This window comes from Limnohabitans sp. (assembly GCF_046052825.1).
Taxonomy (GTDB): domain Bacteria; phylum Pseudomonadota; class Gammaproteobacteria; order Burkholderiales; family Burkholderiaceae_C; genus Limnohabitans.
Genome location: NZ_JAVLFP010000057.1, coordinates 1 through 26,102 on the forward strand (window position 1 = coordinate 1; position 26,102 = coordinate 26,102).

The 26,102-nt window shown below is 58.4% G+C and carries 28 protein-coding genes, 1 tRNA gene and 1 pseudogene; 12 read left to right on the plus strand and 18 right to left on the minus strand.

Annotated elements, in window-relative coordinates; translation table 11 throughout:
- Positions 1–131: pseudogene (locus tag ACKWJN_RS09600) on the plus strand (ferredoxin--NADP reductase); the annotation flags it as partial.
- Positions 132–144: 13 nt separating this feature from the next.
- Here the strand turns inward: ACKWJN_RS09600 and ACKWJN_RS09605 are convergent.
- From ACKWJN_RS09605 to pcaF, 3 genes are read right to left on the minus strand one after another with little or no spacing between them, the layout of a single operon-like run.
- A complete protein-coding gene (locus ACKWJN_RS09605) occupies positions 145–786 on the minus strand; it encodes a 3-oxoacid CoA-transferase subunit B (RefSeq protein WP_408596364.1) in 642 nt (213 codons plus the stop codon).
- Position 787: 1 nt separating this feature from the next.
- Positions 788–1,516 carry a 3-oxoacid CoA-transferase subunit A gene (locus ACKWJN_RS09610; protein WP_408596366.1) on the minus strand — a complete coding sequence of 243 codons (729 nt, stop codon included), beginning with the start codon at positions 1,514–1,516 and terminating at the stop codon, positions 788–790.
- A gap of 18 nt (positions 1,517–1,534) precedes the next feature.
- Complete coding sequence (pcaF, locus tag ACKWJN_RS09615) at positions 1,535–2,737, minus strand: 3-oxoadipyl-CoA thiolase (RefSeq protein ID WP_408596368.1); 1,203 nt, start codon at positions 2,735–2,737, stop codon at positions 1,535–1,537.
- 94 nt (positions 2,738–2,831) lie between these two features.
- Between pcaF and ACKWJN_RS09620 the strand changes: the two genes are divergently transcribed.
- Entirely contained in the window at positions 2,832–3,266 is a 435-nt protein-coding gene (locus tag ACKWJN_RS09620; protein WP_408596369.1) for a DUF1841 family protein, read from the plus strand.
- 91 nt (positions 3,267–3,357) lie between these two features.
- Here ACKWJN_RS09620 and ACKWJN_RS09625 read toward each other — a convergent pair whose 3' ends face one another.
- Positions 3,358–4,020, minus strand: coding sequence for a c-type cytochrome (locus ACKWJN_RS09625; protein ID WP_408596371.1), 663 nt, complete (start codon positions 4,018–4,020; stop codon positions 3,358–3,360).
- Positions 4,021–4,083: 63 nt separating this feature from the next.
- Here ACKWJN_RS09625 and ACKWJN_RS09630 point away from each other — a divergent pair, with 63 nt between their 5' ends.
- The 6 genes from ACKWJN_RS09630 to ACKWJN_RS09655 all read left to right on the plus strand — a co-directional run bounded on the left by ACKWJN_RS09630 (position 4,084) and on the right by ACKWJN_RS09655 (position 9,015).
- On the plus strand, positions 4,084–4,938 hold the full coding sequence (locus ACKWJN_RS09630; RefSeq protein ID WP_408596373.1) for an AAA family ATPase: 855 nt from the start codon (positions 4,084–4,086) through the stop codon (positions 4,936–4,938).
- A gap of 13 nt (positions 4,939–4,951) precedes the next feature.
- On the plus strand, positions 4,952–5,167 hold the full coding sequence (locus ACKWJN_RS09635; protein WP_408596375.1) for a hypothetical protein: 216 nt from the start codon (positions 4,952–4,954) through the stop codon (positions 5,165–5,167).
- Between the two features lie 5 nt (positions 5,168–5,172).
- The gene (locus ACKWJN_RS09640) at positions 5,173–6,357 is read left to right on the plus strand and encodes a vWA domain-containing protein (RefSeq protein WP_408596376.1); all 1,185 of its coding nucleotides are present in this window, start codon (positions 5,173–5,175) and stop codon (positions 6,355–6,357) included.
- Between the two features lie 50 nt (positions 6,358–6,407).
- Positions 6,408–6,482: transfer RNA gene (locus tag ACKWJN_RS09645), tRNA-Arg, on the plus strand.
- Positions 6,483–6,552: 70 nt separating this feature from the next.
- Complete coding sequence (locus ACKWJN_RS09650) at positions 6,553–7,200, plus strand: response regulator transcription factor (RefSeq protein ID WP_408596378.1); 648 nt, start codon at positions 6,553–6,555, stop codon at positions 7,198–7,200.
- Positions 7,201–7,221: 21 nt separating this feature from the next.
- Positions 7,222–9,015, plus strand: a complete 1,794-nt coding sequence (locus ACKWJN_RS09655) for an ATP-binding protein (RefSeq protein WP_408596380.1) — start codon at positions 7,222–7,224, stop codon at positions 9,013–9,015.
- A gap of 40 nt (positions 9,016–9,055) precedes the next feature.
- Here the strand turns inward: ACKWJN_RS09655 and ACKWJN_RS09660 are convergent, their stop codons facing one another.
- Positions 9,056–9,832 (minus strand): IclR family transcriptional regulator, encoded by a 777-nt coding sequence (locus ACKWJN_RS09660; RefSeq protein WP_408596410.1) that lies wholly within the window; start codon positions 9,830–9,832, stop codon positions 9,056–9,058.
- A 78-nt stretch (positions 9,833–9,910) separates the two neighbouring features.
- Positions 9,911–10,891: a Bug family tripartite tricarboxylate transporter substrate binding protein gene (locus tag ACKWJN_RS09665; protein WP_408596382.1), complete on the minus strand. Its 981-nt coding sequence runs from the start codon at positions 10,889–10,891 to the stop codon at positions 9,911–9,913.
- Between the two features lie 348 nt (positions 10,892–11,239).
- Here ACKWJN_RS09665 and ACKWJN_RS09670 point away from each other — a divergent pair, with 348 nt between their 5' ends.
- The 3 genes from ACKWJN_RS09670 (at position 11,240) to ACKWJN_RS09680 (ending at position 14,108) form a co-directional block, all read left to right on the plus strand.
- A complete protein-coding gene (locus tag ACKWJN_RS09670; RefSeq protein WP_408596384.1) occupies positions 11,240–12,148 on the plus strand; it encodes a polysaccharide deacetylase in 909 nt (302 codons plus the stop codon).
- A gap of 71 nt (positions 12,149–12,219) precedes the next feature.
- Complete coding sequence (locus ACKWJN_RS09675) at positions 12,220–13,119, plus strand: polysaccharide deacetylase family protein (RefSeq protein ID WP_408596386.1); 900 nt, start codon at positions 12,220–12,222, stop codon at positions 13,117–13,119.
- Entirely contained in the window at positions 13,116–14,108 is a 993-nt protein-coding gene (locus ACKWJN_RS09680; protein WP_408596388.1) for an asparaginase, read from the plus strand. Before ACKWJN_RS09675 ends, ACKWJN_RS09680 begins: the two co-directional genes overlap by 4 nt.
- Before the next feature lie 61 nt (positions 14,109–14,169).
- On the opposite strand, the gene fahA is transcribed toward ACKWJN_RS09680, so the two are convergent.
- From fahA to ACKWJN_RS09710, 6 genes are all read right to left on the minus strand, one after another.
- Positions 14,170–15,489, minus strand: a complete 1,320-nt coding sequence (gene fahA, locus ACKWJN_RS09685; RefSeq protein WP_408596389.1) for a fumarylacetoacetase — start codon at positions 15,487–15,489, stop codon at positions 14,170–14,172.
- A 33-nt stretch (positions 15,490–15,522) separates the two neighbouring features.
- The gene (locus ACKWJN_RS09690; protein ID WP_408596391.1) at positions 15,523–15,717 is read right to left on the minus strand and encodes a DUF2783 domain-containing protein; all 195 of its coding nucleotides are present in this window, start codon (positions 15,715–15,717) and stop codon (positions 15,523–15,525) included.
- A 13-nt stretch (positions 15,718–15,730) separates the two neighbouring features.
- Positions 15,731–17,422: an FAD-dependent monooxygenase gene (locus ACKWJN_RS09695; protein ID WP_408596393.1), complete on the minus strand. Its 1,692-nt coding sequence runs from the start codon at positions 17,420–17,422 to the stop codon at positions 15,731–15,733.
- 24 nt (positions 17,423–17,446) lie between these two features.
- Complete coding sequence (locus tag ACKWJN_RS09700) at positions 17,447–17,914, minus strand: MarR family winged helix-turn-helix transcriptional regulator (protein ID WP_408596395.1); 468 nt, start codon at positions 17,912–17,914, stop codon at positions 17,447–17,449.
- Between the two features lie 147 nt (positions 17,915–18,061).
- Positions 18,062–18,862 (minus strand): HAD-IIB family hydrolase, encoded by an 801-nt coding sequence (locus tag ACKWJN_RS09705; RefSeq protein ID WP_408596412.1) that lies wholly within the window; start codon positions 18,860–18,862, stop codon positions 18,062–18,064.
- Positions 18,863–18,925: 63 nt separating this feature from the next.
- A complete protein-coding gene (locus ACKWJN_RS09710) occupies positions 18,926–19,960 on the minus strand; it encodes an alpha/beta fold hydrolase (protein WP_408596397.1) in 1,035 nt (344 codons plus the stop codon).
- 114 nt (positions 19,961–20,074) lie between these two features.
- On the opposite strand from ACKWJN_RS09710, the gene ACKWJN_RS09715 reads away from it, so the two are divergent.
- Complete coding sequence (locus ACKWJN_RS09715; protein WP_408596399.1) at positions 20,075–21,028, plus strand: class I SAM-dependent methyltransferase; 954 nt, start codon at positions 20,075–20,077, stop codon at positions 21,026–21,028.
- A 9-nt stretch (positions 21,029–21,037) separates the two neighbouring features.
- On the opposite strand, the gene ACKWJN_RS09720 is transcribed toward ACKWJN_RS09715, so the two are convergent.
- The 6 genes from ACKWJN_RS09720 to ACKWJN_RS09745 form a co-directional block, all read right to left on the minus strand.
- A complete protein-coding gene (locus tag ACKWJN_RS09720; protein WP_408596401.1) occupies positions 21,038–21,352 on the minus strand; it encodes a copper-binding protein in 315 nt (104 codons plus the stop codon).
- A gap of 46 nt (positions 21,353–21,398) precedes the next feature.
- Positions 21,399–22,811 (minus strand): multicopper oxidase family protein, encoded by a 1,413-nt coding sequence (locus ACKWJN_RS09725; RefSeq protein WP_408596403.1) that lies wholly within the window; start codon positions 22,809–22,811, stop codon positions 21,399–21,401.
- A 12-nt stretch (positions 22,812–22,823) separates the two neighbouring features.
- The gene (locus ACKWJN_RS09730; protein WP_408596413.1) at positions 22,824–24,215 is read right to left on the minus strand and encodes a TolC family protein; all 1,392 of its coding nucleotides are present in this window, start codon (positions 24,213–24,215) and stop codon (positions 22,824–22,826) included.
- A gap of 38 nt (positions 24,216–24,253) precedes the next feature.
- On the minus strand, positions 24,254–24,532 hold the full coding sequence (locus tag ACKWJN_RS09735; protein ID WP_408596405.1) for a hypothetical protein: 279 nt from the start codon (positions 24,530–24,532) through the stop codon (positions 24,254–24,256).
- 182 nt (positions 24,533–24,714) lie between these two features.
- Positions 24,715–25,146: a hypothetical protein gene (locus tag ACKWJN_RS09740; protein ID WP_408596407.1), complete on the minus strand. Its 432-nt coding sequence runs from the start codon at positions 25,144–25,146 to the stop codon at positions 24,715–24,717.
- 55 nt (positions 25,147–25,201) lie between these two features.
- Positions 25,202–26,102: hydroxymethylglutaryl-CoA lyase (locus tag ACKWJN_RS09745; protein WP_408596409.1), on the minus strand; the 901-nt coding region annotated here is incomplete at its 5' end.

The window sequence follows — 26,102 nt, forward strand, 5'->3', positions numbered from 1 at the left end:
GCGTGATGATTTGTGGCGGCCCACAAATGCTCAAGGATTTGAAGCGCATGCTCGAAGAGCGTGGCTTCAAAGAGGGCAACACCACCAAGCCCGGTGACTTTGTGATCGAGCGCGCGTTCGCTGAGCAGTGAACGCTGCGTGGGCTCAGCCGTGAATCGGCAAGCCCACCAACTGCGCCAGCTCCTCGCGCGACAAGCCGTCCACCGCATCGATCAGGCGCAGCCCTTGGGGCGTGACTTCGAGCGTGGCCAAATCGGTGTAAATGCGCTTCACGCAAGCCAAGCCTGTGACCGGGTAGCTGCACGCGCGCACCACTTTGCTGGCACCTTGCTTGGTCAACAAATCCATCATCACCCAGGTTTGTTTGGCGCCAATCGCCAAGTCCATGGCCCCACCCACAGCAGGAATGGCACCCGGCTCACCGGTGTGCCAGTTGGCCAAGTCGCCCTGCTCGCTGACCTGAAAAGCACCCAGCACACAAATATCCAAATGCCCACCACGCATCATCGAAAAACTGTCAGCGTGGTGAAAAAACGCGCCGCCGGGCATCAGGGTCACGGGTTGTTTGCCCGCGTTGATCAAGTCGTAATCTTCTTGGCCTGCGGCAGGCGCTGGGCCCATGCCCAAGATGCCGTTCTCGCTGTGCAAAATCACTTCCAAGCCTTGGGGCAAATGATTGGCCACTTGGGTGGGCATGCCAATGCCCAAATTCACATAAGCGCCCTCGGGAATGTCTTGGGCCACACGGGCCGCCATTTGGTCTTTGGTTTTTCGGGTGTAGGCCATCTCATGCCTCCTTTTTGAAACCACCGCCTTGGGTGGCGACGCGGGGCACTTGCACCACGTGACTGACAAAAATACCCGGCGTCACAATGCTCTCGGGGTCCAAGCTGCCGAGTTCTACCACTTCGTGCACCGACGCAATGGTGCACTTGGCCGCAGTGGCCATCACCGGCCCAAAATTACGTGCGGCTTTGCGGTAGGTCAGGTTGCCCCAGCGGTCGCCACGCTCGGCCTTGATCAGGGCGATGTCGGCATGGATGGGGTGTTCGAGCACATACATGCGGCCATTGATTTCGCGTGTTTCTTTGGGCGAACCATCGCTGTGTTTGGCCAACTCGGTGCCAAAGCCTGTGGGAGAAAAGAAAGCCCCAATTCCAGCCCCAGCAGCGCGGATACGCTCGGCCAAATTGCCTTGTGGTACCAACTCCAACTCCAACTTGCCCGAACGGTACAAGCCGTCAAACACATAGCTGTCGGCTTGACGCGGGAAACTGCAAATGACTTTGCGCACACAACCTGTTTGGAGCAAAGCGGCCAAACCGCTCTCGCCATTGCCTGCGTTGTTGTTGACCACCGTCAGGCCCTGGACCCGGTGCTCTCGCGCCACCGCAATCAAGCCGTCGATCAATTCATCTGGAATGCCTGCTGTGCCAAACCCACCTATCAACAAAGTTTGGTTGTCACGCAAGCCTTGCAACGCATGGGCCACCGAAGGTGCAATTTTGTTGATCATGCCAACCGCCCTGCTGTTTTAAACACGTTCCACGATCATCGCAATGCCTTGACCCACGCCAATGCACATGGTGCACAAGGCATACCGTCCACCGGTGCGGTGCAACTGGTTGATGGCGGTCGTGACCAAGCGTGCGCCACTGGCCCCGAGCGGGTGTCCCAGTGCAATGGCCCCGCCATTGGGGTTGACGCGCGGGTCATCGTCTTGCAAGCCCAGTTGACGCAACACCGCTAAACCTTGCGCCGCAAACGCTTCGTTGAGTTCAATCACATCCAAATCGGCCAGCGTCAAACCGGTCAGCGCCAGCACCTTTTGTGTTGCAGGTGCCGGGCCAATGCCCATGATGCGCGGTGGCACACCCGCTGTGGCCATGCCCACCACACGCGCTTTGGGCGTCAGCCCTTGCTGGGCCGCTGTTTTTTCATCGGCCAACAACACCGCGCAGGCGCCGTCGTTCACGCCACTGGCGTTGCCGGCTGTCACCGTGCCATCGGGGCGAACCACCGGCTTGAGCTTGGCCAGCGACTCCAGGCTGGTGGCACGTGGGTGCTCGTCTTGGCTCACCACCACGGCATCGCCCTTTTTCTGAGGGATGGTGACGGGGCAAATTTCGGCATCAAAGTAGCCTGCCTTTTGTGCGGCCACGGCCTTCATCTGGCTGGCCAGCGCCATGCGGTCTTGGGCTTCGCGCTCAATCTTGAAATCGGTGGCCACGTTCTCTGCCGTCTCAGGCATCGAGTCCACGCCATACGTTTCTTTCATCAACTTGTTGATGAAGCGCCAGCCAATCGTGGTGTCGTACACCGCATTGCTGCGGCTGAAGGCGCTTTCAGCCTTGGGCATCACAAAGGGTGAGCGGCTCATGCTCTCCACACCGCCAGCAATCATCAGCGTGGCTTCGCCCGCCTTGATGGCACGCGCCGCAGTGCCAATGGCGTCCATGCCCGAACCGCACAAGCGGTTGATGGTCGCACCTGGCAATTCCAGCGGCAGCCCCGCCAGCAAACTCGCCATGTGGCCCACGTTGCGGTTGTCTTCACCGGCTTGGTTCACACAGCCGTAAATCAAATCGGTCACGGCCAGCCAATCCACCTTCGGATTGCGTGCCATCAAGGCTTTGAGCGGAACAGCACCGAGGTCGTCGGTGCGCACCGAAGACAAAGCGCCGCCGTATCGACCAAAAGGGGTGCGGATGGCGTCGCAAATAAAGGCTTGGTTCATGGTCTTCCTCAAATGAAACTTTGTTGAACCGTTTAATGTATCAAGACCAGAACCTCGGCCCCCACTGCCCGGCACCTGAGTGACAATGCAGGCCATGTTTGAACCCAGTCAAGCCGATGTTCGGCGTTTTTTCTGCTCGGTCTATGCCAAGTGGCGCAAGGCCCAACCCATGGACGCATTGGAAACCTTGGCCAGTCAATGGGTGGCCGAACACCCCGAATACCATGCCGATTTTTCCGACGAGGCCACAGCCTTGGCGCGTATGTACGACGTGAAAGACGGCAAGATCAACCCGTTCCTGCATGTGTCCATGCATCTGTCCGTGAGCGAGCAATGTTCGATTGACCAACCGCGTGGCATTCGGCAAGCGGTGGAATTGTTGACTGCGCGGCGCGACTCCTTGCATGTCGCCCATCACGACACCATGGAAGCTTTGGGCCAGATGATTTGGGAGAGCCAGCGCAGCGGACGGCCGCCCGATGGACAGGCCTACATCGATGCCGTGCAGCGGCGCGCCACACAAGACTGAGGCCGTTGAACATAGCCACACATGACGCCATGGTTGCGCCCATGACAAAAAGGCCCGCAAAGCGGGCCTTTTTGTTGGTCATGAATTTGAATCAGCGGAATTTAGACTGTGGCACCGTCTTCAAGTCGCCTTGCTGGGCCGACACATAGCTGGCCAACTCTTTGAGTTCGGCATTGCTGAACTGCTTGGCCACACCGCCCATCACACCATTGCCGCGTCCCCAAGTAGACGTACCGTCTACTTTGTAGGACTTCAAAGCCACGTACAAGTAATCGGCATTTTGGCCCGCCAACTTGGGATAGCTGGGGTCAATCGGTTTGGCAAAGTTTTCACCATGGCACGACGTGCAAGCACCTTTTTTGACCAACTCGGCCACATTGCCCTTGGGTTCCGATGCTTTGTCTGGCAATGCAGCACCATCCACCACACCGTGGTTGGCGTAATAAGCAGAGATATCGGCGATGTCTTGATCACTCAGGCTGGTTGCAATGCTGCGCATGGTGGGGTGCTTGCGCTCGCCTTTTTTGTAGCCATTCAAAGCTGCAGCGATGTATTTGACACCTTGGCCCGAAATTTTGGGGACTTTGTACACTTCAGGAAAGCTGGCTTGGTAGCCCACAATCCCGTGACAGCCAATGCACATGGCAATCTTTTTTTCGCCAGCTTTGGCGTCACCTGTAAGCTCTTGGGCTTGGGCTGAAAAGGTCGCAGCGGCGACAACGAAAGCAAACACGATTGAGAGAGACTTGTTCATAGTGCAGATGTCTTTGAGACAGATTGATAAAAGTCAACCGTTCATTATATAGAGCCAACCCACATGAAATTCACCGGCACCGACAACTACGTTGCAACCCAAGACTTGATGCTGGCCGTCAATGCGGCCATGACACTTCAACGGCCGTTACTGGTCAAGGGCGAGCCCGGCACCGGCAAAACCATGCTGGCTGAAGAGGTGGCACAGGCGCTGGGCATGCCCTTGTTGCAGTGGCACATCAAGTCCACCACCAAAGCGCAACAAGGCTTGTACGAGTACGACGCGGTCAGTCGGCTGCGTGACAGCCAAATGGCCGACCTAGATGGTGGTGCACGCGTCAAAGACATCCAAAACTACATCATCAAAGGCGTGCTGTGGCAAGCGTTCACCGCAGAGCAGCCCGTGGCGCTGCTGATCGATGAAATTGACAAAGCCGACATCGAATTCCCCAACGACTTGTTGCGCGAGATCGACCGCATGGAGTTTTATTGCTACGAAACACGTGAGCTCATCAAAGCCAAAAATCGCCCACTGGTGTTCATCACCTCGAACAACGAAAAAGAATTACCCGACGCTTTCTTGCGCCGCTGCTTCTTTCACTACATCAAGTTCCCCGACGCCGAGACCATGCGTCAGATCGTGTCCGTGCACTTTCCACAACTCAAACAAGAGTTGCTCAGCGCGGCCATGAAGACTTTCTTCGACATTCGCAACTTGCCCGGCCTGAAGAAAAAACCCTCCACCAGCGAATTGCTGGACTGGCTCAAACTCTTGGTAGCCGAGGACATTTCTGCCGAGGCGCTGCAAACGCAAGACGACAAAGTGGCGATTCCGCCGCTGGTGGGCGCTCTGTTGAAAAATGAACAAGACGTGACCCTGTTTGAAAAACTGGTGTTCATGCAAAACCGCAACCGCTGATGAGGAGCCTGCCATGTTTGCATCTTTGCTAGAAGGACTCAGCGATGCGGTGGGCTTTGTCACCGGTGCCTTGCTGGGTTATGGCTTAGGCATCACCTTCGGCTTGGACTTGTTTGCCCCAGGCTACGGCACCGGCAGCATCGTCGCCATCGTGTTGGTGGGCTTAGGGGGCGGCATGGGCTTGCAAGCAGCCCGCTTCCTGCGCAGTCGTCAACACACACCAGACTAAGCCCCATGTTGATCGACTTCTTCTACACCCTACGCGCAGCCAAACTGCCCGTCTCCGTGAAGGAGTTCCTCACGCTGCTGGAGGCCTTACAAAAGCAGGTCATTGGTCCCGGCAGCGAATCATGCAGCTTGGATGACTTTTATTTTCTCAGCCGCCTCACCCTGGTCAAAGACGAAAAAAATTACGACAAATTTGACCGAGCTTTCAGCGCCTACTTCAAAGGCGTGGACATGCTCACCGACTTCACCAAAGACGTGCCACTGGACTGGCTTGAAAAAATTCTGCAAAAAGAACTCACGCCCGAGCAAAAAGCCGCCATCGAGAAAATGGGTTGGGACGAGTTGATGGAGACGCTCAAAAAACGCCTAGAAGAACAAAAAGAGCGTCATGAAGGTGGCAACAAATGGATTGGCACCGGCGGCACCTCGCCCTTTGGCAACAGTGGCTACAACCCCCAAGGCGTTCGCATTGGGGGCAAAGGTGGCAACAAAAGCGCCGTGAAAGTGTGGGACCAACGCGCCTACCAAGACTACGACGACACGCAAGAACTCGGCACCCGCAACATCAAAGTGGCGCTGCGACGCTTGCGCCGTTTTGCCCGCGAGGGCTCTGCCGAAGAGCTCGATTTGCCTGACACCATCCGTGCCACCGCAGCCAATGCAGGCTACCTGGACATCAAGATGGTGCCCGAGCGACACAACAATGTGAAAGTGCTGTTGCTCATGGACGTGGGCGGCACCATGGACGAACACATCGCACGTGTAGAAGAAATGTTTTCTGCTGCCAAAGCCGAGTTCAAGCACCTGGAGTTTTATTACTTCCACAACTGCGTCTACGACTTCATGTGGCGCAACAACAAACGCCGCTTTGCCGAAAAATTTGCCACCTGGGACATCCTGCGCAAATACAACAAAGACTACAAACTGATCTTCATTGGCGACGCCACCATGAGCCCGTATGAAATTGTCCAACCCGGGGGAAGTGTGGAGTACAACAACGAAGAAGCGGGCGCTGAGTGGATCCAACGCTTGACGCACGCTTTTCCTAAGTACGCCTGGATCAACCCCGAGCCTCAAGGCGTTTGGCAATACCGCCAAAGCATCAGCATCATCCAGCAATTGGTGAGCAACCGCATGTACCCCATGACCCTCAAAGGCCTGGAAGACGCCATGCGCATGCTCAGCAAATAAAGCACCGCCTCAGAACAGTTGCTTTCTTGTCCCCTAAAATGCATTCGACTGCCGCCGTAGTTCAATGGATAGAACGAGTGCCTCCTAAGCGCTAGATACAGGTTCGATTCCTGTCGGAGGCACCATACGGATGAATGCGACTACAACCTTAGTTCCATTGAAAATAACTGGGGGATGGTTAGCATGACATTCACCATGAATTTGCCCTCTCAACATTCTTTGCTCATCATTGATGACCACCCGGTTTATCGAGAAGCCTTGTCCGAAATGTTGTCAAGGGAATTGGGCAGTTTCAACATCGAAGTCAAGACAGCAAGCAATGCCAATGAAGGCATTGATGTGGTCAATCAATTCAACACAACATGGGTTGTTTTGTTGGATGTGCTGATGCCGGGTCTGAGTGGACTCGCTGGCATCAAGGTGTTCAAAAACATGCCCAACGTTGAACATGTGGTGTCTATTTCGGGTTTAGACGCACACATCTGGGAGCCCAAAGCAACGGCCGCAGGTGCCACTTTATTTTTGTCTAAAAACAGCACGTCGGTGTCGATCTTGTCCAAGATCAAACCGTTGTTCGATTCTCAAAACACGGTTCAATCTGCCACTGCCTTGAACGAAGTTCATGAATTCAGGCTCTCACAACGCCAGTTAGAAGTGCTGCAATTGATCTCTCTTGGACACCCCAACAAAATCATTGCCGACTTCCTTGACATCAAAGAACAAACCGTAAAAATTCACATCAACCAGATATTCAAAGAGCTTCGGGTTTTCAATCGCACCCAGGCCGTTCTCAAGGCTCAAAAACACCATCTTTTGAGCGCGGAAAAAATCAATCTCAAGTAACACCGAGACATCGGTTCACGTATGCCGCTCCACAACCCAGCCGCCCATTCTGACAATTACAACGAGTTGGTGGCCAAAGAAAAGTTGGGTTACATGCTGGATTACGCCAAGACAAGCACCATTGCGACCATCGTTGCACCGTTGCTGTGTATTCCTCTTTACTCAGACAACACACCTGAACTTCTCTTCAAATCGTGGCTCGTGTTGATGGCCATTGTGGTGCTGGTGCGACTCCAATTGATCAGGGTGATCAAAGCGTCTTCAGACATCACGCACAACTTCACGCTGCTCAACATCGCCGTTGGCAGTGTGACGCTCCTCTGGGGGCTTGGCTGGTTTATTTTTGTCATCCCAGAGGATCCCGTCAGCTATTTGCTCTATCAAATCATCTGCCTGACCATTTTGTTTGTTGGCATGGTGGGGTATTGCGTGGATTGGAAGACTTTCTGCGCCTTCATCGTTCCCCTGAAAGGTCTGGAAATCATCTTCCTGGCTTTGAATTACCAAGACATCATTTGGCCGATTTCCGCAGGCTCCATGGTCGCCTTTTATCTGGCATTGAAAATGGGTTTTCTATTTTCCAAATCGTGGGAAAGGTCGTTCTCCCTGCGGCTCAAAAACGACACGCTCTACGAACAGCTTGTCGTTGAGAAAAACGCCTCCATCGCGGCAAACATTGCCAAGTCTGAATTCATCGCGACGGCCAGTCATGACTTGCGCCAACCGATGCAGGCCATCAACATCTTCATTGAGATGATTGACCATCGCCATCTCCAAGAATACGAGAGTTCGGTTTTTCATCGCATTCGCAAAAGCGTGTCCGTCCTCAACAAAATGTTCAACACCTTGTTGGACATCAGCAAGTTGGACTCTAACTTAACGCCCATCGAGACCCATTTCAGCCTGGGTCTCATGGTCAATGATTTGAGACACAGTTTTGCTGATTTGTGCCAAGAAAAAGGCTTGGGCTTGGCTTTCACGTTTGAAGATGGCTTGATCCAGGGAGACCCCCACTTAACGGAGCAAATATTGCGCAACTTGCTCTCCAATGCCATCCAATACACCGACCGTGGCACCATCCACGTCAACTTCGAGAATGACCAAGGCCATCTGAACTTCAGTGTTGAAGACACGGGCTGCGGCATCCCGCCCACGGACATGTCCTTGATCTTCAACGAGTTTTACAGATCAGATCACTCGCGCTCTCACCACGACGGCCTGGGTCTTGGCCTGTCCATTGTGATTCGAATTGTGAAAAAAATTGGGGGTGAATGCGCGGTCGTCTCAGAGGTGGGCAAGGGATCCAAGTTCACCATCAAGACCCCATTCCTTGTTTTGAAATCGCTTGAAAGCCCGTCAAGCGCTCTGAGCATGAATGCCAAACCATTCACGAACTGGGTGGACGCATCCATCAGAAATGCCGCGAACACAGTGTCCAAGTCATCCCTCCACATCGGGATCATCGAAAACGACGACTCACTCAGAGATGCTTACTTGCAATACTTCACGACTGCGGGCTACCAAGTGTGTGAAATTCCACACCAAGAGGACAAGTTCCATGCCTTCTTGCAAGACATCCCCAAACTCAATTTCATTTTGAGTGATTTCCGATTAGGCCAAAAAGACGGCATCTACTACATCCAGACATTGCGCGAAGAATTCAACGATGAAATTCCAGCCTGCATCGTCACGGCGGACACCTCCCCGCAACACCTGGAAATGTTCAAACAGTTCAACATCCACGTGTTGCACAAGCCCATCGATATTCAGGACATCGAAGAATTCATTCTTCAGCAAACGTTCTCTTCCCATTGACTTCAACCCTCGCAGCTTCCACCGTGCCCTGGGGTCAGACTCATTGGTGCAACAAACGTGTCATCTCGAGTGCAGCGGCTTTGAGCATGGGCAACAAGGTCGCAATTCGGCGTGCATCCATCCGCGACTGGGTGGCCGCCACGGTGATCGCGGCGATGGGGGTGTTGGATCGGTCAAAAATAGGCAATCCAATGGCCCGCACACCGGGAACCGCATGGTTGCCTGTGGTGGCATAGCCCACGCGCTTGGCCGTCATGCACAAGTCTTTGAGCTTTTCCGCATCCAGATTGCCATAGGCGGCCAGCCGAGGCTCCACCGCTGCGAACACGGCCTCCATGTCCGGTTGAGGCAACGCACTCAGCAACGCCAAGCCCCCTGCACTCACCCCCAGAGGCTGGCGACTCCCCACCGGGACAGAGGGCGTTTGGATGGGGTAAGCCCCTTGAATACGCGCGATGCACACCGCATCAAAACCGCTGCGTAAAAATAAAAACGAGGTATCCCCGGTTTGCTCTGCCAATGCAGCGCACACAGGCTGGCAGATGTCTTTGAGGTTGAACTGGTGAGTGGCAGAAATACCCAGTTCAAACAACTGGGGCCCTAGGCTGTAACGGCGGGTGCCAGGCTTTTGCACCAGCATGCCTTCTTGCATCAGCACCTTGAGCAAACGGTGCGCGGTCGAATGTTCAAGCCCCATCTGATGCGACAGGTCTACCAAGCGTATGCCATCCGGCGCTTGGGCAGCCACCAAGCGCAAGGCACGAAAGGCCCTGCTGATGGTTTGTGTTCCGGTGACTTCTTGCGATTCAGCTGGAATAAACGTGCCCCCTGTGTGCGGTGTGCGGTGTGCGGTGTGCGGTGTGCGGTGTGCGGTGTGCGGTGTGCGGCGAGGGTATCAGTCCAACACCACGCCTGCGAGTTGCACCGCCTTGGCCATTTTCTCTGACTCAACCTTCATCAAGGCCGCAAACTCTGCCGGTGTGCTGTGCAGGTCTTCCGCACCCGCATTGGCCAGTGTCAACTTCATCTCAGGACTGGCCAAGGCTTTTTTCACCTCGGCACCCAAGCGCTCCACGATGGCGGACGGCAAGCCTTTGGGGCCCATCAATCCACTGTAGAGCAGCACCTCCAGCGGCACACCCGCCTCTTTCAAGGTCGGCACATCCGGCGCGGCATTCACCCGCTTGCCCGAGGTCACGGCCAGACCATGAATTTTTCCGGCTTTGCTTTGACTCACCGCTGGCGGCATGGTGGAGAACGTGTACATCACCTCGCCCGCCATGATGGCTTGCGTTGCGGGTGCGCTGCCTTTGTAGGGCGCATGCAGGGCCTGTGTGTCGGTGAGGTGCTTGAACGATTCACCCACCAAATGCGTGATGGCCCCATTGCCAGACGAGGCGTACACCACCTCATTGGGCTTGGCCTTGGCCAACGTGACCAAGCTCTTCACATCCTTGGCGCCTGAAGACAAGCTAGAGACCAACATCAACGGTGTTGACGCCACCAAGCTCACCATCGTGAAGTCGTTCCACGAATCGTATTTCAACTTCTTGTAAGTCGCCGCGCTGATCGCATGGGTGGTCATGTCTTGAAAATACAGCGTGTAGCCATCGGGCGCTGCATTCGCCACAAAGGCCGAAGCAATGGTGGTACCCGCTCCGGCTTTGTTTTCCACAATCACGTTTTGCCCCATTTGTGCCGTCAACCTTGCCGCCAATGCGCGCGACAACACATCAGAGATGCCCCCCGGCGTGAACCCCACGATCAAGGTGATGGGCTTGGTGGGGTAACTCGCCGTTTGTCCAATGGCGTTTGTCGCGGGGCACAGAGCGCACCAAGCGGCGAACCAAAACGACAGGTGGTGTGGCTTCTTCATGCGTAAATCCTTTTGGGTTTGAAATGAGACGAGTTGGCTTTTTTCTCTATCCATGCAATGCTGATGGCGTTCTATTGGATGGCCTGGAGTCATACTAGGCTGCCTCAAGTTTGTGTGTCAACACGATATTTTGATAGTCCACTATGTGGATGATGCATCGATTTCACTTCTGCACCCAGATAGATCATCTCCAGAAAATCCCGCATTTATCTAGTGCACATTCAATTTTTATCCCCAATACCGTGCGCCCAATATTTCCAATAGTTGGACTTATTGATTCCTGCATTGACAGTATTTTTGACCACCGGGTAGGATGAATTTTTGTCGCATTTCATGAAAGTCCAGCCCATGCCCCGTCCTCTTTTGCCGCGCCACAACCGCTACGACTACGTGCCCTTGAATGAGCGCCAAGACTACAGCTGGCCGGGCGGCGCCCGACTGGCTTTTGTGATCACCACCAACATCGAGTGCTTTGCGTTTGGTGCAGGCAATGGCCACGACCCTGCCAAAACCGGCGAGCCACAAACCCACCGCAACTACTCATGGCGTGACTACGGCAACCGCATTGGCATCTGGCGCTTTTTTGAACTCTTTGACGAACTGCACATCCCCGCAGGCCACAACGTCAACAGCTTGTTGTACGACTACGCGCCGCAAATCATGGACGAGATTCGCCGCCGTGGCGACGAGATCGTGGGCCACGGCCGCACCAATGCCGAGAACCACCGCGGCATGTGGGAGGCCGACGAAGAACGCATCATCCAAGAAGTCATTGACAAGTTTGTGGCCCACGAGGGCAAGGCCCCCACGGGTTGGATGGGCTCGGGCGCCTACGAAACAGGCAACACGCCCGACCTGCTCAAAGAAGCGGGCTTTAAGTACCTGATGGACTGGCCCATGGACGACCAGCCGATTTGGATGCGCACCCGCAGCGGCCCGATTCTGTCGGTGCCCTACCCGGTGGAGCTCAATGACTCGCAAATCATCACCCACCGCCGCCAAGACTCCGGTGACTTCTGCGACATGATCGTCAACCAGTTTGACGAAATGATCGAACAGTCGGCCCGCCACCCCTTGGTGATGAACGTCTCGATACACCCCAACATCTTTGGCCAGCCCTTCCGCCTGCGGCAGCTGCGCCAAGCGCTCAAGCATTGCGTGCAAAGCCCGCACCAAGACAAGGTATGGCTGGCACGCCCCGGCGAAATTGCCGACTACTGCTACAGCTTGCCACCTGGCGTGATTCCTGGCGGCTAACACGCCACACACAGCGCCCCCCACCACCCACGCCCTACCACGGCCACTTCATCACCACTTCTGGAGCCCCCATGAGCAACCCCATTGGCCACAGCGTTCGCGCACGTGCCCCCTACCAATCCATCGTCAACCGCCCGCCCCTCAAACTGCCAGGCAATGCACGCGTGGTGTTGTGGAACATCGTCAACGTCGAGGTGTGGGAGCCCACCGGTGCCATGCCGCGCGCGGTGCTGCCGCCTCCCATGGGCAACCCCATGCTGCCCGATGTGCCCAACTGGTCGTGGCACGAATACGGCATGCGCGTGGGCTTTTGGCGCTTGCTCGAAGCGCTGAGTGACCGCAAGATGAAAGCCACCTTCGCACTCAACGGCACCACCTGCCGCATGTACGAAGAGGTGTGCACCGCAGCGCTCAATGCTGGCTGGGAATTCATGGGCCACGGCTTGGTGCAACGCCCGATGCACAAGGTCGAAGACCAGTTGGCCGCCATCCGCGAGACCATGGACGAAATTCGCAAGTTCACCGGCAAAGCACCCCGCGGCTGGGAAAGCCCAGGCCTGACCGAAACCGACGACACACTTGACCACCTGGCCGAGTGCGGCATCGACTACGTGGCCAACTGGGTGCTCGACGACCAACCCGTGTCGCTGCACTCTCCCAAAGGCCCGATCACCGCCGTGCCCTACACCGTGGAGTTGAACGACGTGGTCATCTCCGCCGTGCAACAACAACCGTCCGACGAAATGCTCAAGCGCGGCAAGGCGCACTTTGACCGCCTGTACAAAGATGGCGCCAAAACACCACGCATCATGGCCATCTCGGTGCACCCCTACCTCAGCGGCGTGCCGCACCGCATTGGCTACCTCGAGCAGCTGTACGACTATGTGCTGAGCCACGAAGACGTGCTGGTGTGGACCGGCGAAGAGATCCTCGACTGGTTCTTGGCCCAACAACGCGACCACGCCAAATGAGCGCACCACGCATCTTGATCGTGTCGCTCGGCGGCACCATCACCATGACCCGCTCGGACGCTGGGGGCATCACACCCACCCTCACCGCCGACAAGCTGATTGACAGCGTGCCGCAACTGGCTGGGGTAGCCACACTCGAAGCCATCACCCAATTCAGCATGCCCGGTGCCTCACTGAGTATTCGCAACCTGGCTGACGTGGCTGAGTTGCTCAACCAGCGCTTGCAAGGCGACATCGACGGCGCGGTGGTGGTGCAAGGCACCGACACCATCGAAGACACCGCCTTCGTGCTCGACCTGTTGGTGCGCAGCCCGCGTCCGGTGGTGGTCACCGGGGCCATGCGCGGACCCCAAGCCGCCGGGGCAGACGGCCCCGCCAACATTTTGTCGGCGGTGACCGTGGCTGCCGATGCCCGCTTGCGCGGCATGGGCGTGGTGGTGGTGCTCAACGACGAGATTCACAGCGCACGCTGGGCTCAAAAATCACACACCGCCTTGACCAGCGCCTTCACCTCACCCGGGACAGGCTGCATGGGCTTTGTGGCCGAAGGTCGGGTGGAACTGATGATGACGCCCCAACGCCACATCGCCCCCATACAAGGCCCGCTCGCGCACGAGCACGCGGTGGCGCAGGTCTCGCTGGGGCTGGGTGAGGACGCACGCATGCTGCCCACCCTCCAAGGGCTGGGCTACAGCGGCGCGGTGATCGAAGGCATGGGTGCAGGCCATGTACCCGCTGCCAGCGTGGGCGCCGTGGTCGAGCTGATGCAGCAGATGCCCGTGGTGTTGTGCACACGCGTGCGCGGTGGCCGCGTGTTCACGCAGACCTATGGCTTTGCAGGCTCAGAGATGGACCTGATGGCCAAAGGCATCATCCCCTGCGGTCACTTGAGTGCATCCAAGGCCCGGCTGCTGCTGAGCCTGCTGCTGGCCACCGGCACCTCGCCAGACGGCATACGCCAAGCGTTTGCACGCACCACGTCGGCATAAAGGCCAAGGTGATGGCCGTGGCCGCTTCGGGCAACTCAACCTGAGCGGCCACACGGGTTGTTCAGGCCTTGGCGGGCAGCACGGTGCCCCAGCAAGCGCCAAAGCCAATGCGCGCCGCGCCTGGCTTTTCGCACCAGCCGCGCAGCACCACCGAGTCACCGTCTTCCAGAAACACGCGGGTCTCGCCATTGGGCAAGGGCAGCGGGTTTTTGCCACCCGTGGTGAGTTCGATCAACGCACCGGCTTGGTCCAGCGTGGGGCCCGACAAGGTGCCACTGCCCAACAAATCACCGGGCTGCAAGTTGCAGCCATTCACGGTGTGGTGGGTCACCATTTGCGCGATCGTCCAATAGGCGTGGCGGTAGCTGGTGCGGCAAATCGACGCATCGTCCAACCCGGCTTGGCGCATCTTCGGTGTCAACAAGCCCACCTGCAGCTGAATGTCAAACGCACCCTGCGTGCGGTTGGCAGCACTGTCTAAATACGGCAGCGGCTGTGGGTCTTGGGCAGGCCGCACAAAGGGCACACGGTACGGTGCCAAAGCCTCTAGCGTCACCACCCAGGGCGAGAGGGTGGTGGCAAAGTTTTTCGACAAAAACGGCCCCAACGGTTGGTACTCCCAGCCCTGGATGTCGCGTGCCGACCAGTCGTTGAGCAAGCAAATCCCAAACACATGGTCTTCGGCTGAGGTCATGGGCACGGCGTCGCCGCTGGCGTTGCCTTGGCCCACAAAAATACCCAACTCCAACTCAATGTCCACGCGCTTGCTCGGTGCCAGCACCGGCACCTCGGCGTCAGGCGCTTTGAGCTGTCCCTTGGGGCGTGCAAACGATTGGCCCGACACGCCAATGCTCGACGCCCGACCGTGGTAGCCAATGGGCACCCATTTGTAGTTGGGCAGCAAAGGGTTGTCGGGACGGAACTGTTTGCCAATGTTGGTGGCGTGGTGCACGGAGGTGTAGAAGTCGGTGTAGTCGCCAATGCGAGCCGGCACATCAAACACCACCTCCGACTGCGGCACCAAACACGCTTGCAGTTGGGCTTGTTCGGGGGCACCGTCACGCAAGGCGCGCGACAAGGCCAAGCGCAATGCAGACCACGCCTCGGGCCCCAAGGCCATCAAGGCGTTGAGCTTGTCTTGCGCGCCCGCGTGTGCCGCGCTGGCCGCCCAACCATCCAAGACACCGGCTTGGGCCACCGCTACCAAATCCAGCACCTGGTCGCCAATGGCCACGCCACAGCGGAAGGCTTCGCTGGAAGCCGCCCGACGAAACACCGCCAAAGGCAGGTTCTGAATGGGGAAATCGCAAGCTGGCACATTGGCAGAAGGCACCCAGCTGCGCAGCGCTGGATCGTGGGTTTCGTTCAATAAGGTGCTCATAGGGTGTCCGTGGTGTGAAGCAAAAGGTAAGTGTCAGAGGTCTTGCAGTGCCGCTTGCACTTGTTGGTGAAACAAAGCCGCATCGCCCAAGGCGTTGGCGTTGAGCAGGGCCAGCTTGACCAAAAAGAGCTGCGCCTTGTCGGTGCCCGCTTGGTCAATGGCCGTGGCCAAACCGTCGTACACGGTTTCCAAATCAGCGAGGGTGAGGGCGGTGTGTGAGGGGGTCATCTGCAGGTTCTCCTTACTGTGGCAATGCGGCGTTCAGCGCGTCTTGCAGGCGCTTGGCGTCCAGCGTGAGCCAACGCGCGCACACGTGTTGGTCGGGGCGCAGCAAATAACCAGCGCCACTGGCTTGCACGCCATAGCGTTGACGGAAATGGCCATCTGCGTCAGCCAAAGTGGCATCGGCACCCGCAACGGCTTGCGTGGCGCCCACCGCGGTGATGCGAAGGGGCACGCCCTTGGCGCGTGCGGCCTTCACCACCGCTTGCAGTGGCTCAGGCATCGCCTGTGCCTCGGTGAAATACAGCAAATCAAAGCCGCCTCCCAAGTGGTCCAGCAAAAAGTCGTCGGGTGCCAACCGGATGTTTTGTGGTGGCGCGCCGTGGCTTGGGCCGCAGGTGAACAAGGCGTCGTCATCGCCGGTGCTGTTGAGCATCGACTGCGTGTACGCGTGCGGGCGCGAGGTACGCCAGTGGTAGAGGGGCCGCACAAATTCTTGTGTCAGCGAGAGCGACAGCACCGCATCACGCAGCAGCTGGAAACCACCCGCAGGTGGCGCCATGAAGCGCGTGCTCTTGCCCGACTCTTCAATGATTTCGCGTGCGGCCCCCACGCGCTCGGCGCTGTGGTTGGCCAGCAGTTGGGGGCTGGTCAGCCCCTTGACCACAAAGGCCAATTGCCAACCCAAAGACTGCGCATCTTGGAACCCGGTGTTGGCACCGCGTACCCCAAAGATAGGCAACAAATGTGCCGCGTCGCCCGTGAAGATCACGTTGCCATGCACATAGTCGGGCAAGGTCAAGGTGCGTGCGGAATACACCGACGACCAGTCCATCTCCCAAGGCGTGCCCGCATAGCCAATCATGGCCAGTTGTGCATCAATGCGCGCCTTCAGCGACTCAGGCCTGAGCGCTTCTTCGGGTGTTTCGCCCTCGGGCAATTGGTAGTCCACGCGCCAAATGCCGTGGGGTTCACGGTGCATCAAAATGGTGTTGCCACGGTTCCAGTCCGGGTCAAAGTAAGCCAGGCGCTCGGTGGGCAGCGGCAAATCAATCTTGATGTCGGCAATCACAAAAAAGCCTTCGTACGACGCACCTTCCATCTGCAAGTCCATGGCAGTGCGAATGCCAGAGCGTCCCCCATCGGCAGCCACCAACCAATCGGTCTCCAAGGTGTAGGGGCCTTCAGGCGTGTCGATCTGCACCAAGGCATAGCCATCCATCTGCTCAACTTGCGTCACCTTGTTGCCCCAGCGGAAATCAATCAACGGGTTGGCGCTGCAAGCCTCCAGCAGGTACTCCTCCATGTATTGCTGCTGGATGTTGATCATTGGAAAGAACCGGTCATCTGCGTCGTGCGGTGCCTCCAAGCGGAACACCCGCTGGTTGCGGTAGTACGAATTGCCAAAGCGCCAAGGCAAGCCGTTCTCGGTCATGCGATCGGACACGCCCACTTGCTGCATGATCTCCATCGAGCGACGCGTGAACACGATAGCCCGGCTGCCTTGTGAGACCTGCAACTCCGACGTCACCACCACGCAGGGCACGCCATAACGTGCCAGCTCCAGGGCCGTCACCATGCCAGCAGGGCCGGAACCTGCGATCACCACCTGCTTGCGTTCTTGCTTGGCGTGTTGCGACGCCAGCCAGGGCTGGTGCACTTGGTAGTGGTAATAAATCGAAAGACGTGCTTCGGTGGTGGGGGTATGCATTTTTCTCAATCCTCTGTGGCGTCATCATTCGCCGATGTTGTGTTGTAGCAAGCGGTCCAGCAAACGGCTCAAAGTGGCCTGTTCTTCTTTGCTCAGACAAGACACGATGTGGCGGTTGCGGGCATCGATCAGGGCCATGGTTTTGTCCCACAGCTTTTTGCCTGCGGCAGTCAAACTCAAGGTCACGCCACGTCCGTCGGAGGGGTGTTCTTTTTTACGGATCAGCCCCTTGTCCACCAGAATTTGCGCGGCACGGCTGGCTTGGCCTTTGTTCAAGTTGCCCTTGTCGGCCAAGTCCATCACCGACATGGGCTCAAACGTCCCCACCGTGGCCAAGCAGCGTGCTTCGCTCAGTGACAGCCCGATCTCATCGAGGTACGACTTGTGACTTTCATAGTCCGACACTTTGGCCAGCAAATGCAAGCGGTAGGTGAACGAACGGTCGAGCTGGATCGGCATCACAGGTTTGAAACTTGAAGCTTTTGAAGCCATTCACAACTCCTAGAGTATTTTCTTAACCCAGCAGAAGATCACTATCGTAGCCAAGATGGTTGCGCTCACAACTAGGTAAAAACGTGGGTGGTTGTGCACGCAACCATTGGTCGGTACGTCCACGAGAACAGGTCATCCGAACTGAAGCTAAGCGCTCCGCAACGCCAGCAAGTGGTCGGCAAACTCCACAAAACCCAAACCACCCGGCGCTTGGGTGATCCACGTGGGCTCATGCGTCAAGCGGTCCAAACAGTCACGCACATTGGCCACACCCACGGCGTTGGGGAATGCGGCAAACATCGGGGCATCGTTGGGCGAGTCGCCCACAAACACCATGCGAGGAGCCTCTTGTTCCAAGTTCAAGCCATAGCGCTCGGCCAGCATCAAGCGCGCCATGGCGAGCTTGTCCCACTCACCAAACCAGCCATTCACATGGATAGAGCTGACCTTGGCCGTCATACCGGCCTCTTGCATCAAAGCAGCGATGCGATCAACGGCGGTGACGGGCAAAGCAGGCACGTCTTCGCAAAAATCAATCGCCAAGTCATAGAGGCGACAGAACTGGTCTGAAGCCACAGCACAACCGGGCACCTGCGCCAAGATGCGCGCTTGCACCAAGGCCAAACGCTCACGTGCAAGCACCTGCTGGTCTGGCGCAAGCCAATGCCGGCTGCGCAACACATGCGCTTGCGCGTCGTGCCACATGTAGAACGCCCCGTTCTCGCCAATCACCCCATCCACCGGCCAAAAGCGGGCGATATGGTCGCACCAGCCCGCAGGCCTGCCCGTGACAGGTATCACCCGCAAGCCTGCTTCTTGCAGGCGCTCCAGCGCGGCATAGGTCGCCGCAGGCAAGCGGCCATGCAGACTGAGGGTGTCGTCGATGTCGGTCAACACCGTGTGCACCGACTGCGCTGCTTCACGAGAGAAATGTTCAAAGGGGCGCAGCGACACCAGGACTCCAGTTCAAATAACCCGCCATTTTGTGTGCTGGTTTTGAAAAACCGATGGTCAGCGCTGCTCTTGCAAGAACTGCAACAGGGCCGCGTGAAAGCGCTCAGGCACTTCCAAATGGGGCACGTGACCCACGCCCTCAAACTCCACCAATTTGGCACCCGCAATCTGGCTCTGTGCGGTCTTGCCCAATTGCGCAAAGTTGCCCAAAGGACGCACCACCTCTGGCGGCGCAAAGCGGCGGCCAAACACGGTGCGGTCCAACTGCCCGATGGCCAACAGGGTGGGCACATTCAGCCGCGGCAGCTCCGCCGTGATGGGCGCGTCATAGATCATCTGGTAGGTCAGCGCCGACACCTTGGCAAAACGTGGGTACTCTGCACTCAGTTGCACGCGGGCGAATTGTTCGACAAAGCGTTCAAAGTCGGGCTGCCACATCGGAAAGTAGCTGCGTACAAAGTTGCGGTAAGTGGCGGGTGTTTGGGCCATTTCCAGCTTGACCAAATTGTCGGTGGCTTGGGGCGGAATATGCAGGGTGTAGTCTTCCAAGCCCAACGGGTTTTCCAACACCAGGGCGCTCACGCGCTGCGGATACATGCGTGCAAAGTGCACACCCAACATGCCGCCCATGCTGTTGGCCACCACCGCCACACGGCTCAAGCCCAAATGGGTCAACAGGCGATCGGTGTTGCGGGCCAGATCGGCAAAGTGGTAGCGGATCTCCGGCTTGGACGATTTACCAAAACCAATTTGATCGGGCGCAATCACCCGGTAGCCTTGTGCGCTGAGGGTGCGCAAGGTGCCCGTCCAGTAATCAGAGCCAAAGTTTTTGCCGTGCATCAACAACACCGTACGGCCGTTGGGCGTGCCCGTGGGCGCCACGTCCATGTACATCATGCGCACCAACTGGCCTTGCATGTCAAACTGCAAGCTGTGCACAGGAAACGGATAGGCCCAGCCCTCCATCGCAGCGCCCAGGGGCTCAGACTGCGCATACGTTGGCGCGGCCGGTGTGGCGCTGCCTTGGGCCAAACATACCGAGGCACTGAAACACACAGCTGCCATAGCCATCGTCCACGTGTTGCTTTTCATACCTTCTCCTTGAATTCTTGAAACACCGACAATCCCCGCCTGGGCGCCTCGCGCCACGAGGTGCGACGACATCCTGCCACAGCCCCAACGCCCATCACTGAGAACGTGTCACCCATGCAAGCCTTGCTCCACGCCATCGCCACGATGACCCTGCCCCACGATGCACAACGCATCTTCCATGGCCGTGGCGGTCTGTACCCCGGCTGCGAGCAATGGGCGCTGGATGCGTTTCCCCCGGTATGGGTGTTGACCAGTTTTCAACCGGTGTCTGAGGATGACCTCGCCACCCTGCACCACGCCCTGTCGGCACGCTGGCAACAGTTGTCACCCGATCAACCCCTGAACTGGGTGTTCCAGTGCCGCCACGCCAGCCAAACCGAAACCCGGCTGATGGCAGGCAGCGTGCCCGAGCCGCACGTGGTTTCCGAAGACGGTGCCCGCTATCGGGTGCATGTGTTGAAGGGGCAAAACCATGGCTTATTCCTTGACATGGCCGAGGGCCGGCGCTGGGTGCGCGCCCATGTGCAAGCGCGCACACGCCTGAAAGTGCTCAACCTGTTTGCCTACACCTGCGCGTTTTCGGTGGTGGCCATGCAGGCGGGGGCAAGGCATGTGGTGAACGTGGACATGAGCCAGGGCGCCATGACCCTTGGCCAACAAAACCACCAGCTCAATGGCCTGATGGCAGGCGCCAGTTTTTTGGTGCATGACATTTTCAAAACCTGGGGCAAGATCACACGCGGCGGGCCGTATGACTTGATCATCGTCGACCCGCCCAGCTACCAAAAAGGCAGCTTTGTCGCCACCCAAGACTACGCCAAGTTGATGCGTCGCCTGCCCGATCTGCTGGCCCCGCACGGGCATGCCTTGCTGTGCCTCAATGCCCCCGAGTTGGATGTCGCGTTCTTGCATGAACAGATGCAAGCCTTGGCCCCTGAGCTGGTGCTGCAAGAACGGGTGGCCAACCCCGCCGTGTTTGCCGACGTGTCGCCCGAACGCGCGCTCAAGGTGCTGGTGTACCAGGGCCCGGGCCTGTCAAAACCCGACGGGCATTTGCCCAAGCCATGATGGGCACTCTCACTTGAGCAACTCGGTGATCACCAGCTTGCCGTTCTCCGACACCACCACAAAACGCACCTGATCGCCAGCAGCCACGCCCTGGAGCAAGGCCTTGTCTTTGACCGTGAAGACCATGGTCATGGGCGGCATGTCCAGGCTCTTGATCTCGCCGTGTCGCAGGGTCACCTTGCCCGTGGACAGGTCAACTTTCTTCACCTCTGCTTCGGTGAAAGCCGCTGCACTTGAACGCGTCTGCGGGGTCTGTGGCGCAGTTTGTGCCATGCCAGTCACGCCGCACGACAAGCCGCCGCACAGCACGAGCACGGACAGCATAGGTTTTAAAAATTTCACCATCGAAGATCTCCTATTCCAAAAAATATCAATGCTCGCCATGCGCATGGGGTTTGCGAATTTGCACTTCAACTTCAGCGGCGGGTTTGTCCACACGCGGCATGCTCTGCCCGCCCACACCACGCTGACGCTTCGGGGGTACCACCGCGCCTGCGTAAGCCTGCGCCACCGTGCCGGGGGGATGCTGAAACCAACCCGGGTTGCTGTAGTCGCCAGGTTTTTGTGTCTTTCTGACCTTCAAGACACTGAACATGCCGCCCATCTCAACCGAGCCAAACGGACCCTCGCCGGTCATCATGGGCACGGTGTTGTCGGGCAAGGGCATCTCCATCTCCGACATGTCGGCCATGCCGCGCTCACCCATCACCATGTAATCGGGAATCAAGCGGTTGATTTTTTTGCCAATGTCGCGGTGGTCCACACCAATCAGGGTGGGCACGTTGTGGCCCATGGCGTTCATGGTGTGGTGGCTCTTGTGGCAATGCAAGGCCCAGTCACCCTCCTCGTCGGCCACAAACTCGATTTGACGCATTTGCCCCACCGCCACATCGGTGGTCACTTCGGGCCACCGTGCAGTGTGTGGAATCGGCCCGCCATCGGTACCCGTCACAGTGAACTCGTGGCCGTGCAGATGGATGGGGTGGTTGGTCATCGTCAAGTTGCCCACCCGGATGCGCACCTTGTCGTTGAGCTTCACGTTCAATGAATCAATGCCCGGAAACACGCGGCTGTTCCACGCCCACAGGTTGAAGTCCAGCATGGTCATGGTCTTGGGGGTGTAGCTGCCGGGGTCGATGTCAAAGGCATTGAGCAGAAAACAGAAATCCCGCTGCACGGTGTCGATGAGCGGGTGCTTGTCTTTGGGATGGGTGATCCACAGACCCATCATGCCCATGGCCATTTGCGTCATCTCATCGGCATGCGGGTGGTACATGAAGCTGCCGGGTCGTCGTGCCACGAACTCATAGACAAAGGTTTGCCCAGGTTGGATGGCACGTTGGGTCAGACCCGACACGCCGTCCATGCCATTGGGCACACGCTGTCCATGCCAGTGCACGCTGGTGTGCTCAGGCAGTTTGTTGGTGACAAACACACGCACCCGGTCGCCCTCGACCACTTCGATGGTGGGCCCTGGGCTTTGCCCGTTGTAGCCCCACAAATGGGCTTTGAAGCCAGGTGCCATTTCGCGCACCACCGGCTCAGCCACCAGGTGAAACTCTTTCACACCCTGGTTCATGCGCCATGGCAAAGTCCAACCGTTGAGTGTAACCACTGGGTTGTAGGGTCGCCCGGTGTTGGGGACCAAAGCAGGCATGGTGTCGGCCTGGGTTTGAATGACGGCCTCAGGCACACCCGCCAGGGCATACCGCCCCACCGCAGCCGCCGATGCAGCGCCGCCGGCAATGCCCGCGAACTTGAAAAATTCTCGTCGTGATGTCATGTGTATTCCCTGTCAGTGGCCAGCAGGACTGCTGGCCGTGGTGCTGTTGGGCGAGACCCAGGCGATGGTGGTGGGGCGTCCCATCAGCGTGGCCTGCAACGCCGCATCCGCCAGCCAAAACTGCTGCTCAGCCGCGATGGCAGAGACCACAGCAGAAATTTGATCGCGTGAATCAGCGAGCAGCTCAAACACGCCAATCAACATGCCGTTGTAGCGCAGCACGTTTTCATCGGCGATGACCTTGCGCAAAGGCAGCACTTCTTCTTTGTAATGTCGGCTCACGTCATGCGCCGTGCGGTAGGCCGCGTAGCTCTCGCGCAAGCTCGAACCCGCCAAGCGCAGGGTGGACTCCAGCCGATGCGCGGCAGCCAGCGTTTGCGCCGACATGGCCTCGCGTTGCATGCCCCCCCAGTCAAAAATGGGCAGTTTCACACCCACTTCATAGCCGCGCCGTGACGCCGATGTGGCCGCGCTGCTGTCTGACACGCTGCCACGTCGCACCGACAACTCGATGTCGGTGAAGCTCGTGACTTGGTTGAGCCCCTGCGCTTTGGCCGCCACGTTGAGTGCGGCCCGGGCTTGTTGTATGTCCAAGCGCTCATGAGTGGCTTGCTGCGCCACGTCCTGGGGCGACAAGGGCTGCTTGGGCACATTGGGCAATCGCTCGGGCAGCACCAGTTGCTGGGCCTGGTCGTCGTCCAAGCCCAACCAGCGCACCAGCTCTTCTCTGCGTGACAACGCCGCCTGCGTGGCCGTGGCCAGTTGGGCTGCTGCGTCTGCATAAAACGCTTGGTGCCTGGCCCGGGTGAGTTTGTTGAAGTTGCCCACCGCCTCCATGCGTCGCGCCAGCTCGGCACTGGCTTGGGCGCTGGCCACCACCTGCTCGGCGTAGTGGGCCATCTGTTGCGCAGCCACCGCACGCACCCAGGCTTGGCGCACTTGGGTGACTTGGTCTACCACCTCCGAAGCGGCTTGAACCTGCGCTTGCTCCATGCGCACATCGGCCATCGCTGCGCGTTGCGGCAGCGTCAGCAGGTCAAGTAAGCCAAAGGTGAGAAACCGGTTGAGTTCCAGCTCGCTGCCGGTGACCACGCGCTCGAAAGCAAAACTCGGGTTGGCAATGCGCCCGCTTTGCGCGGCACGGGCCCCCAACTCCCCCTGTTGCGCCAGCAAGGCCTGAAACGCGGGGCTGTTGTTGAGCAGCAATTGCACCGCCTCTTTGGGCCCCACGGGAGCCGCCAACAGCTGACGGGTGAGCGCCTGGCGTTGGTCGCGCTGGGCTTGGGTGCGCGCCAGGTTCAACCCGCCTTGCGAGAAGTTGCGGGTGCTGCGGTTGGTCTGGTCCATGCCTTGCTGGATGTCATAGCTGCTGCACCCCGCCAAACCCAACACAAGCCACACCATGGCACGGACTGGCAAGGGCCGCCGTTTGTCGAGAAAAGTCATGGCTGGCCTCCATGCACATGGGGTGGTGGCGGTGTTGACGTCGCGCTTGGCACCGCGCTGGGTGTCGGGGCCAGTTCTTTGGCATACGCACGCCACCCACCGACGCGTTGCACCGTGTCATTGGCCTGTGGCCACGACTGCACAGGTGAGGCTACATAACGTTGGTAGCGCTCAAACGTCGAGCGGTAGCGCAAGTCCACAGAGGGCTTGGCGGTAGCACTGGGCTGCGTTGCAGGAACCGCAGGCACATCTGCCTGTGCCCAGGCGCTGTTCACCAGCGCGCAACCTAAACAGGCACTGAGCAGGGCGCACCCGCGCCACCACCTTGCCACAAGCAGCGAGCACGGCATTGGTTTTTTGAAAGACATAGATTCCTCGTTGACCATGGATCAAACATCTCTGAGATGGCGCGCCACCCAGAGGTCCGTGCACTGACAACCAAGAGGTTGCAGCGCGATCAGGCGAGGAAGGTGCGGGGCGGTCGCTCTAAGTGGTTCGGTGACCACTCACCCAACAGCACAGCAGGGGCCGCCACCAACGTGTGGTCTGGCTGTCCCAATGCCAACACCATAGGTGCTGGCAACAGCGCCACGCCCACACAGCACTGCGCGCAGGTGCTGCATGTGTGGTGGGGTGTGGCGCTTGCGTTGGCTTGGGCTGACGACGCGTCATGCGGCGTTGGCACATGCTGTGCCACGGCATGCGCGTCATGGCCGTGGTGCCCGTGGTGGGCGTCCAGGTGCACCTGTGCGGGTGGCGTCTGCGTCACGGCATGAGAAACCACCACAGCCGCTTTGCCGTGGCAAAACATTGGACTGACCGCAGCCATGCCTTGCAGTGGCACTGCAAGGACCAGCCAACACATCAACCAAAGTTTGAGGGTTTTCACGCAATCGATGGTAGCAGGGGTGCACAGGCCCTCAACGCCATCGCACCCAACACCATCATTGGGCTTGCGGGGCGGGGTGCAGGTCGGTGATCAAACCCGCCTTGGCCACTTGGCCAGGCACGTCGTGACCCACGATGTAGGGCAAACCACGCGCCACCGAGAGCAAACGCGGCAAGTCCATGCCGGTGTCGTAGCCCATGGCGTGCAGCATGTGCACCGCGTCTTCGCTGCAAATATTGCCGCTGGCCCCCGGCGCATAAGGGCAGCCGCCCAAGCCACCGAGTGAGCCGTCAAATCGCACAATGCCGCCTTGCACGGCGGCCAGCACATTGGCCAGGCCCATGCCACGCGTGTTGTGGAAATGCAGCGTCAGTTGCACACCGCTCAAGCGCTGCTGCAAGGTCTCCACCATGTGGGCCACTTGGGCCGGGTGTGCCATGCCCGTGGTGTCGCAAATGGTCAAGCCACGCACGCCCAAGCCTGCAAAGCGCTCGGCGAACTGCACCACCTCGGCCTCGGGCACATCGCCCTCCATCGGGCAACCAAACGCGGTGGACAGCGACACATTGATGGGTGTGCGTCCGTCCACATGGCGCACCACCTCGGCCAGCGCGGCAAAGCTTTGCTCACGGCCCATGCGCAAGTTGGCGAGGTTGTGGGTCTCTGAGGTTGACATCACCAAATTCAGCTCATCGGCTTTGGATTCCAAGGCCCGCTCCGCCCCGCGCAGGTTGGGCACCAGCACGGTGTACTCCACACCGGGTACACGGCTGATGCGGCCCATCACCTCTTCGGCGTCGCGCAACATCGGAATGGCTTTGGGCGAGACAAACGAGGTGGCTTCGATCTTGGCGTAACCGCACAGGCTCAAGGCGTCGATCAAGGCCACTTTGGCGTCGGTGGCGATGAACTCGGGCTCGATCTGAAAGCCATCGCGGGTCACCACTTCGTTGAAA

What these genes read in the sequence shown, in the direction of transcription:
- ACKWJN_RS09605 (WP_408596364.1), bottom strand. Translation starts at nt 786, where the DNA reads ATGGCCTACACCCGAAAAACCAAAGACCAAATGGCGGCCCGTGTGGCC.
- ACKWJN_RS09610 (WP_408596366.1), bottom strand. Translation starts at nt 1,516, where the DNA reads ATGATCAACAAAATTGCACCTTCGGTGGCCCATGCGTTGCAAGGCTTG.
- pcaF (WP_408596368.1), bottom strand. Translation starts at nt 2,737, where the DNA reads ATGAACCAAGCCTTTATTTGCGACGCCATCCGCACCCCTTTTGGTCGA.
- ACKWJN_RS09620 (WP_408596369.1), top strand. Translation starts at nt 2,832, where the DNA reads ATGTTTGAACCCAGTCAAGCCGATGTTCGGCGTTTTTTCTGCTCGGTC.
- ACKWJN_RS09625 (WP_408596371.1), bottom strand. Translation starts at nt 4,020, where the DNA reads ATGAACAAGTCTCTCTCAATCGTGTTTGCTTTCGTTGTCGCCGCTGCG.
- ACKWJN_RS09630 (WP_408596373.1), top strand. Translation starts at nt 4,084, where the DNA reads ATGAAATTCACCGGCACCGACAACTACGTTGCAACCCAAGACTTGATG.
- ACKWJN_RS09635 (WP_408596375.1), top strand. Translation starts at nt 4,952, where the DNA reads ATGTTTGCATCTTTGCTAGAAGGACTCAGCGATGCGGTGGGCTTTGTC.
- ACKWJN_RS09640 (WP_408596376.1), top strand. Translation starts at nt 5,173, where the DNA reads ATGTTGATCGACTTCTTCTACACCCTACGCGCAGCCAAACTGCCCGTC.
- ACKWJN_RS09650 (WP_408596378.1), top strand. Translation starts at nt 6,553, where the DNA reads ATGAATTTGCCCTCTCAACATTCTTTGCTCATCATTGATGACCACCCG.
- ACKWJN_RS09655 (WP_408596380.1), top strand. Translation starts at nt 7,222, where the DNA reads ATGCCGCTCCACAACCCAGCCGCCCATTCTGACAATTACAACGAGTTG.
- ACKWJN_RS09665 (WP_408596382.1), bottom strand. Translation starts at nt 10,891, where the DNA reads ATGAAGAAGCCACACCACCTGTCGTTTTGGTTCGCCGCTTGGTGCGCT.
- ACKWJN_RS09670 (WP_408596384.1), top strand. Translation starts at nt 11,240, where the DNA reads ATGCCCCGTCCTCTTTTGCCGCGCCACAACCGCTACGACTACGTGCCC.
- ACKWJN_RS09675 (WP_408596386.1), top strand. Translation starts at nt 12,220, where the DNA reads ATGAGCAACCCCATTGGCCACAGCGTTCGCGCACGTGCCCCCTACCAA.
- ACKWJN_RS09680 (WP_408596388.1), top strand. Translation starts at nt 13,116, where the DNA reads ATGAGCGCACCACGCATCTTGATCGTGTCGCTCGGCGGCACCATCACC.
- fahA (WP_408596389.1), bottom strand. Translation starts at nt 15,489, where the DNA reads ATGAGCACCTTATTGAACGAAACCCACGATCCAGCGCTGCGCAGCTGG.
- ACKWJN_RS09690 (WP_408596391.1), bottom strand. Translation starts at nt 15,717, where the DNA reads ATGACCCCCTCACACACCGCCCTCACCCTCGCTGATTTGGAAACCGTG.
- ACKWJN_RS09695 (WP_408596393.1), bottom strand. Translation starts at nt 17,422, where the DNA reads ATGCATACCCCCACCACCGAAGCACGTCTTTCGATTTATTACCACTAC.
- ACKWJN_RS09700 (WP_408596395.1), bottom strand. Translation starts at nt 17,914, where the DNA reads ATGGCTTCAAAAGCTTCAAGTTTCAAACCTGTGATGCCGATCCAGCTC.
- ACKWJN_RS09710 (WP_408596397.1), bottom strand. Translation starts at nt 19,960, where the DNA reads ATGAAAAGCAACACGTGGACGATGGCTATGGCAGCTGTGTGTTTCAGT.
- ACKWJN_RS09715 (WP_408596399.1), top strand. Translation starts at nt 20,075, where the DNA reads ATGCAAGCCTTGCTCCACGCCATCGCCACGATGACCCTGCCCCACGAT.
- ACKWJN_RS09720 (WP_408596401.1), bottom strand. Translation starts at nt 21,352, where the DNA reads ATGCTGTCCGTGCTCGTGCTGTGCGGCGGCTTGTCGTGCGGCGTGACT.
- ACKWJN_RS09725 (WP_408596403.1), bottom strand. Translation starts at nt 22,811, where the DNA reads ATGACATCACGACGAGAATTTTTCAAGTTCGCGGGCATTGCCGGCGGC.
- ACKWJN_RS09730 (WP_408596413.1), bottom strand. Translation starts at nt 24,215, where the DNA reads ATGGTGTGGCTTGTGTTGGGTTTGGCGGGGTGCAGCAGCTATGACATC.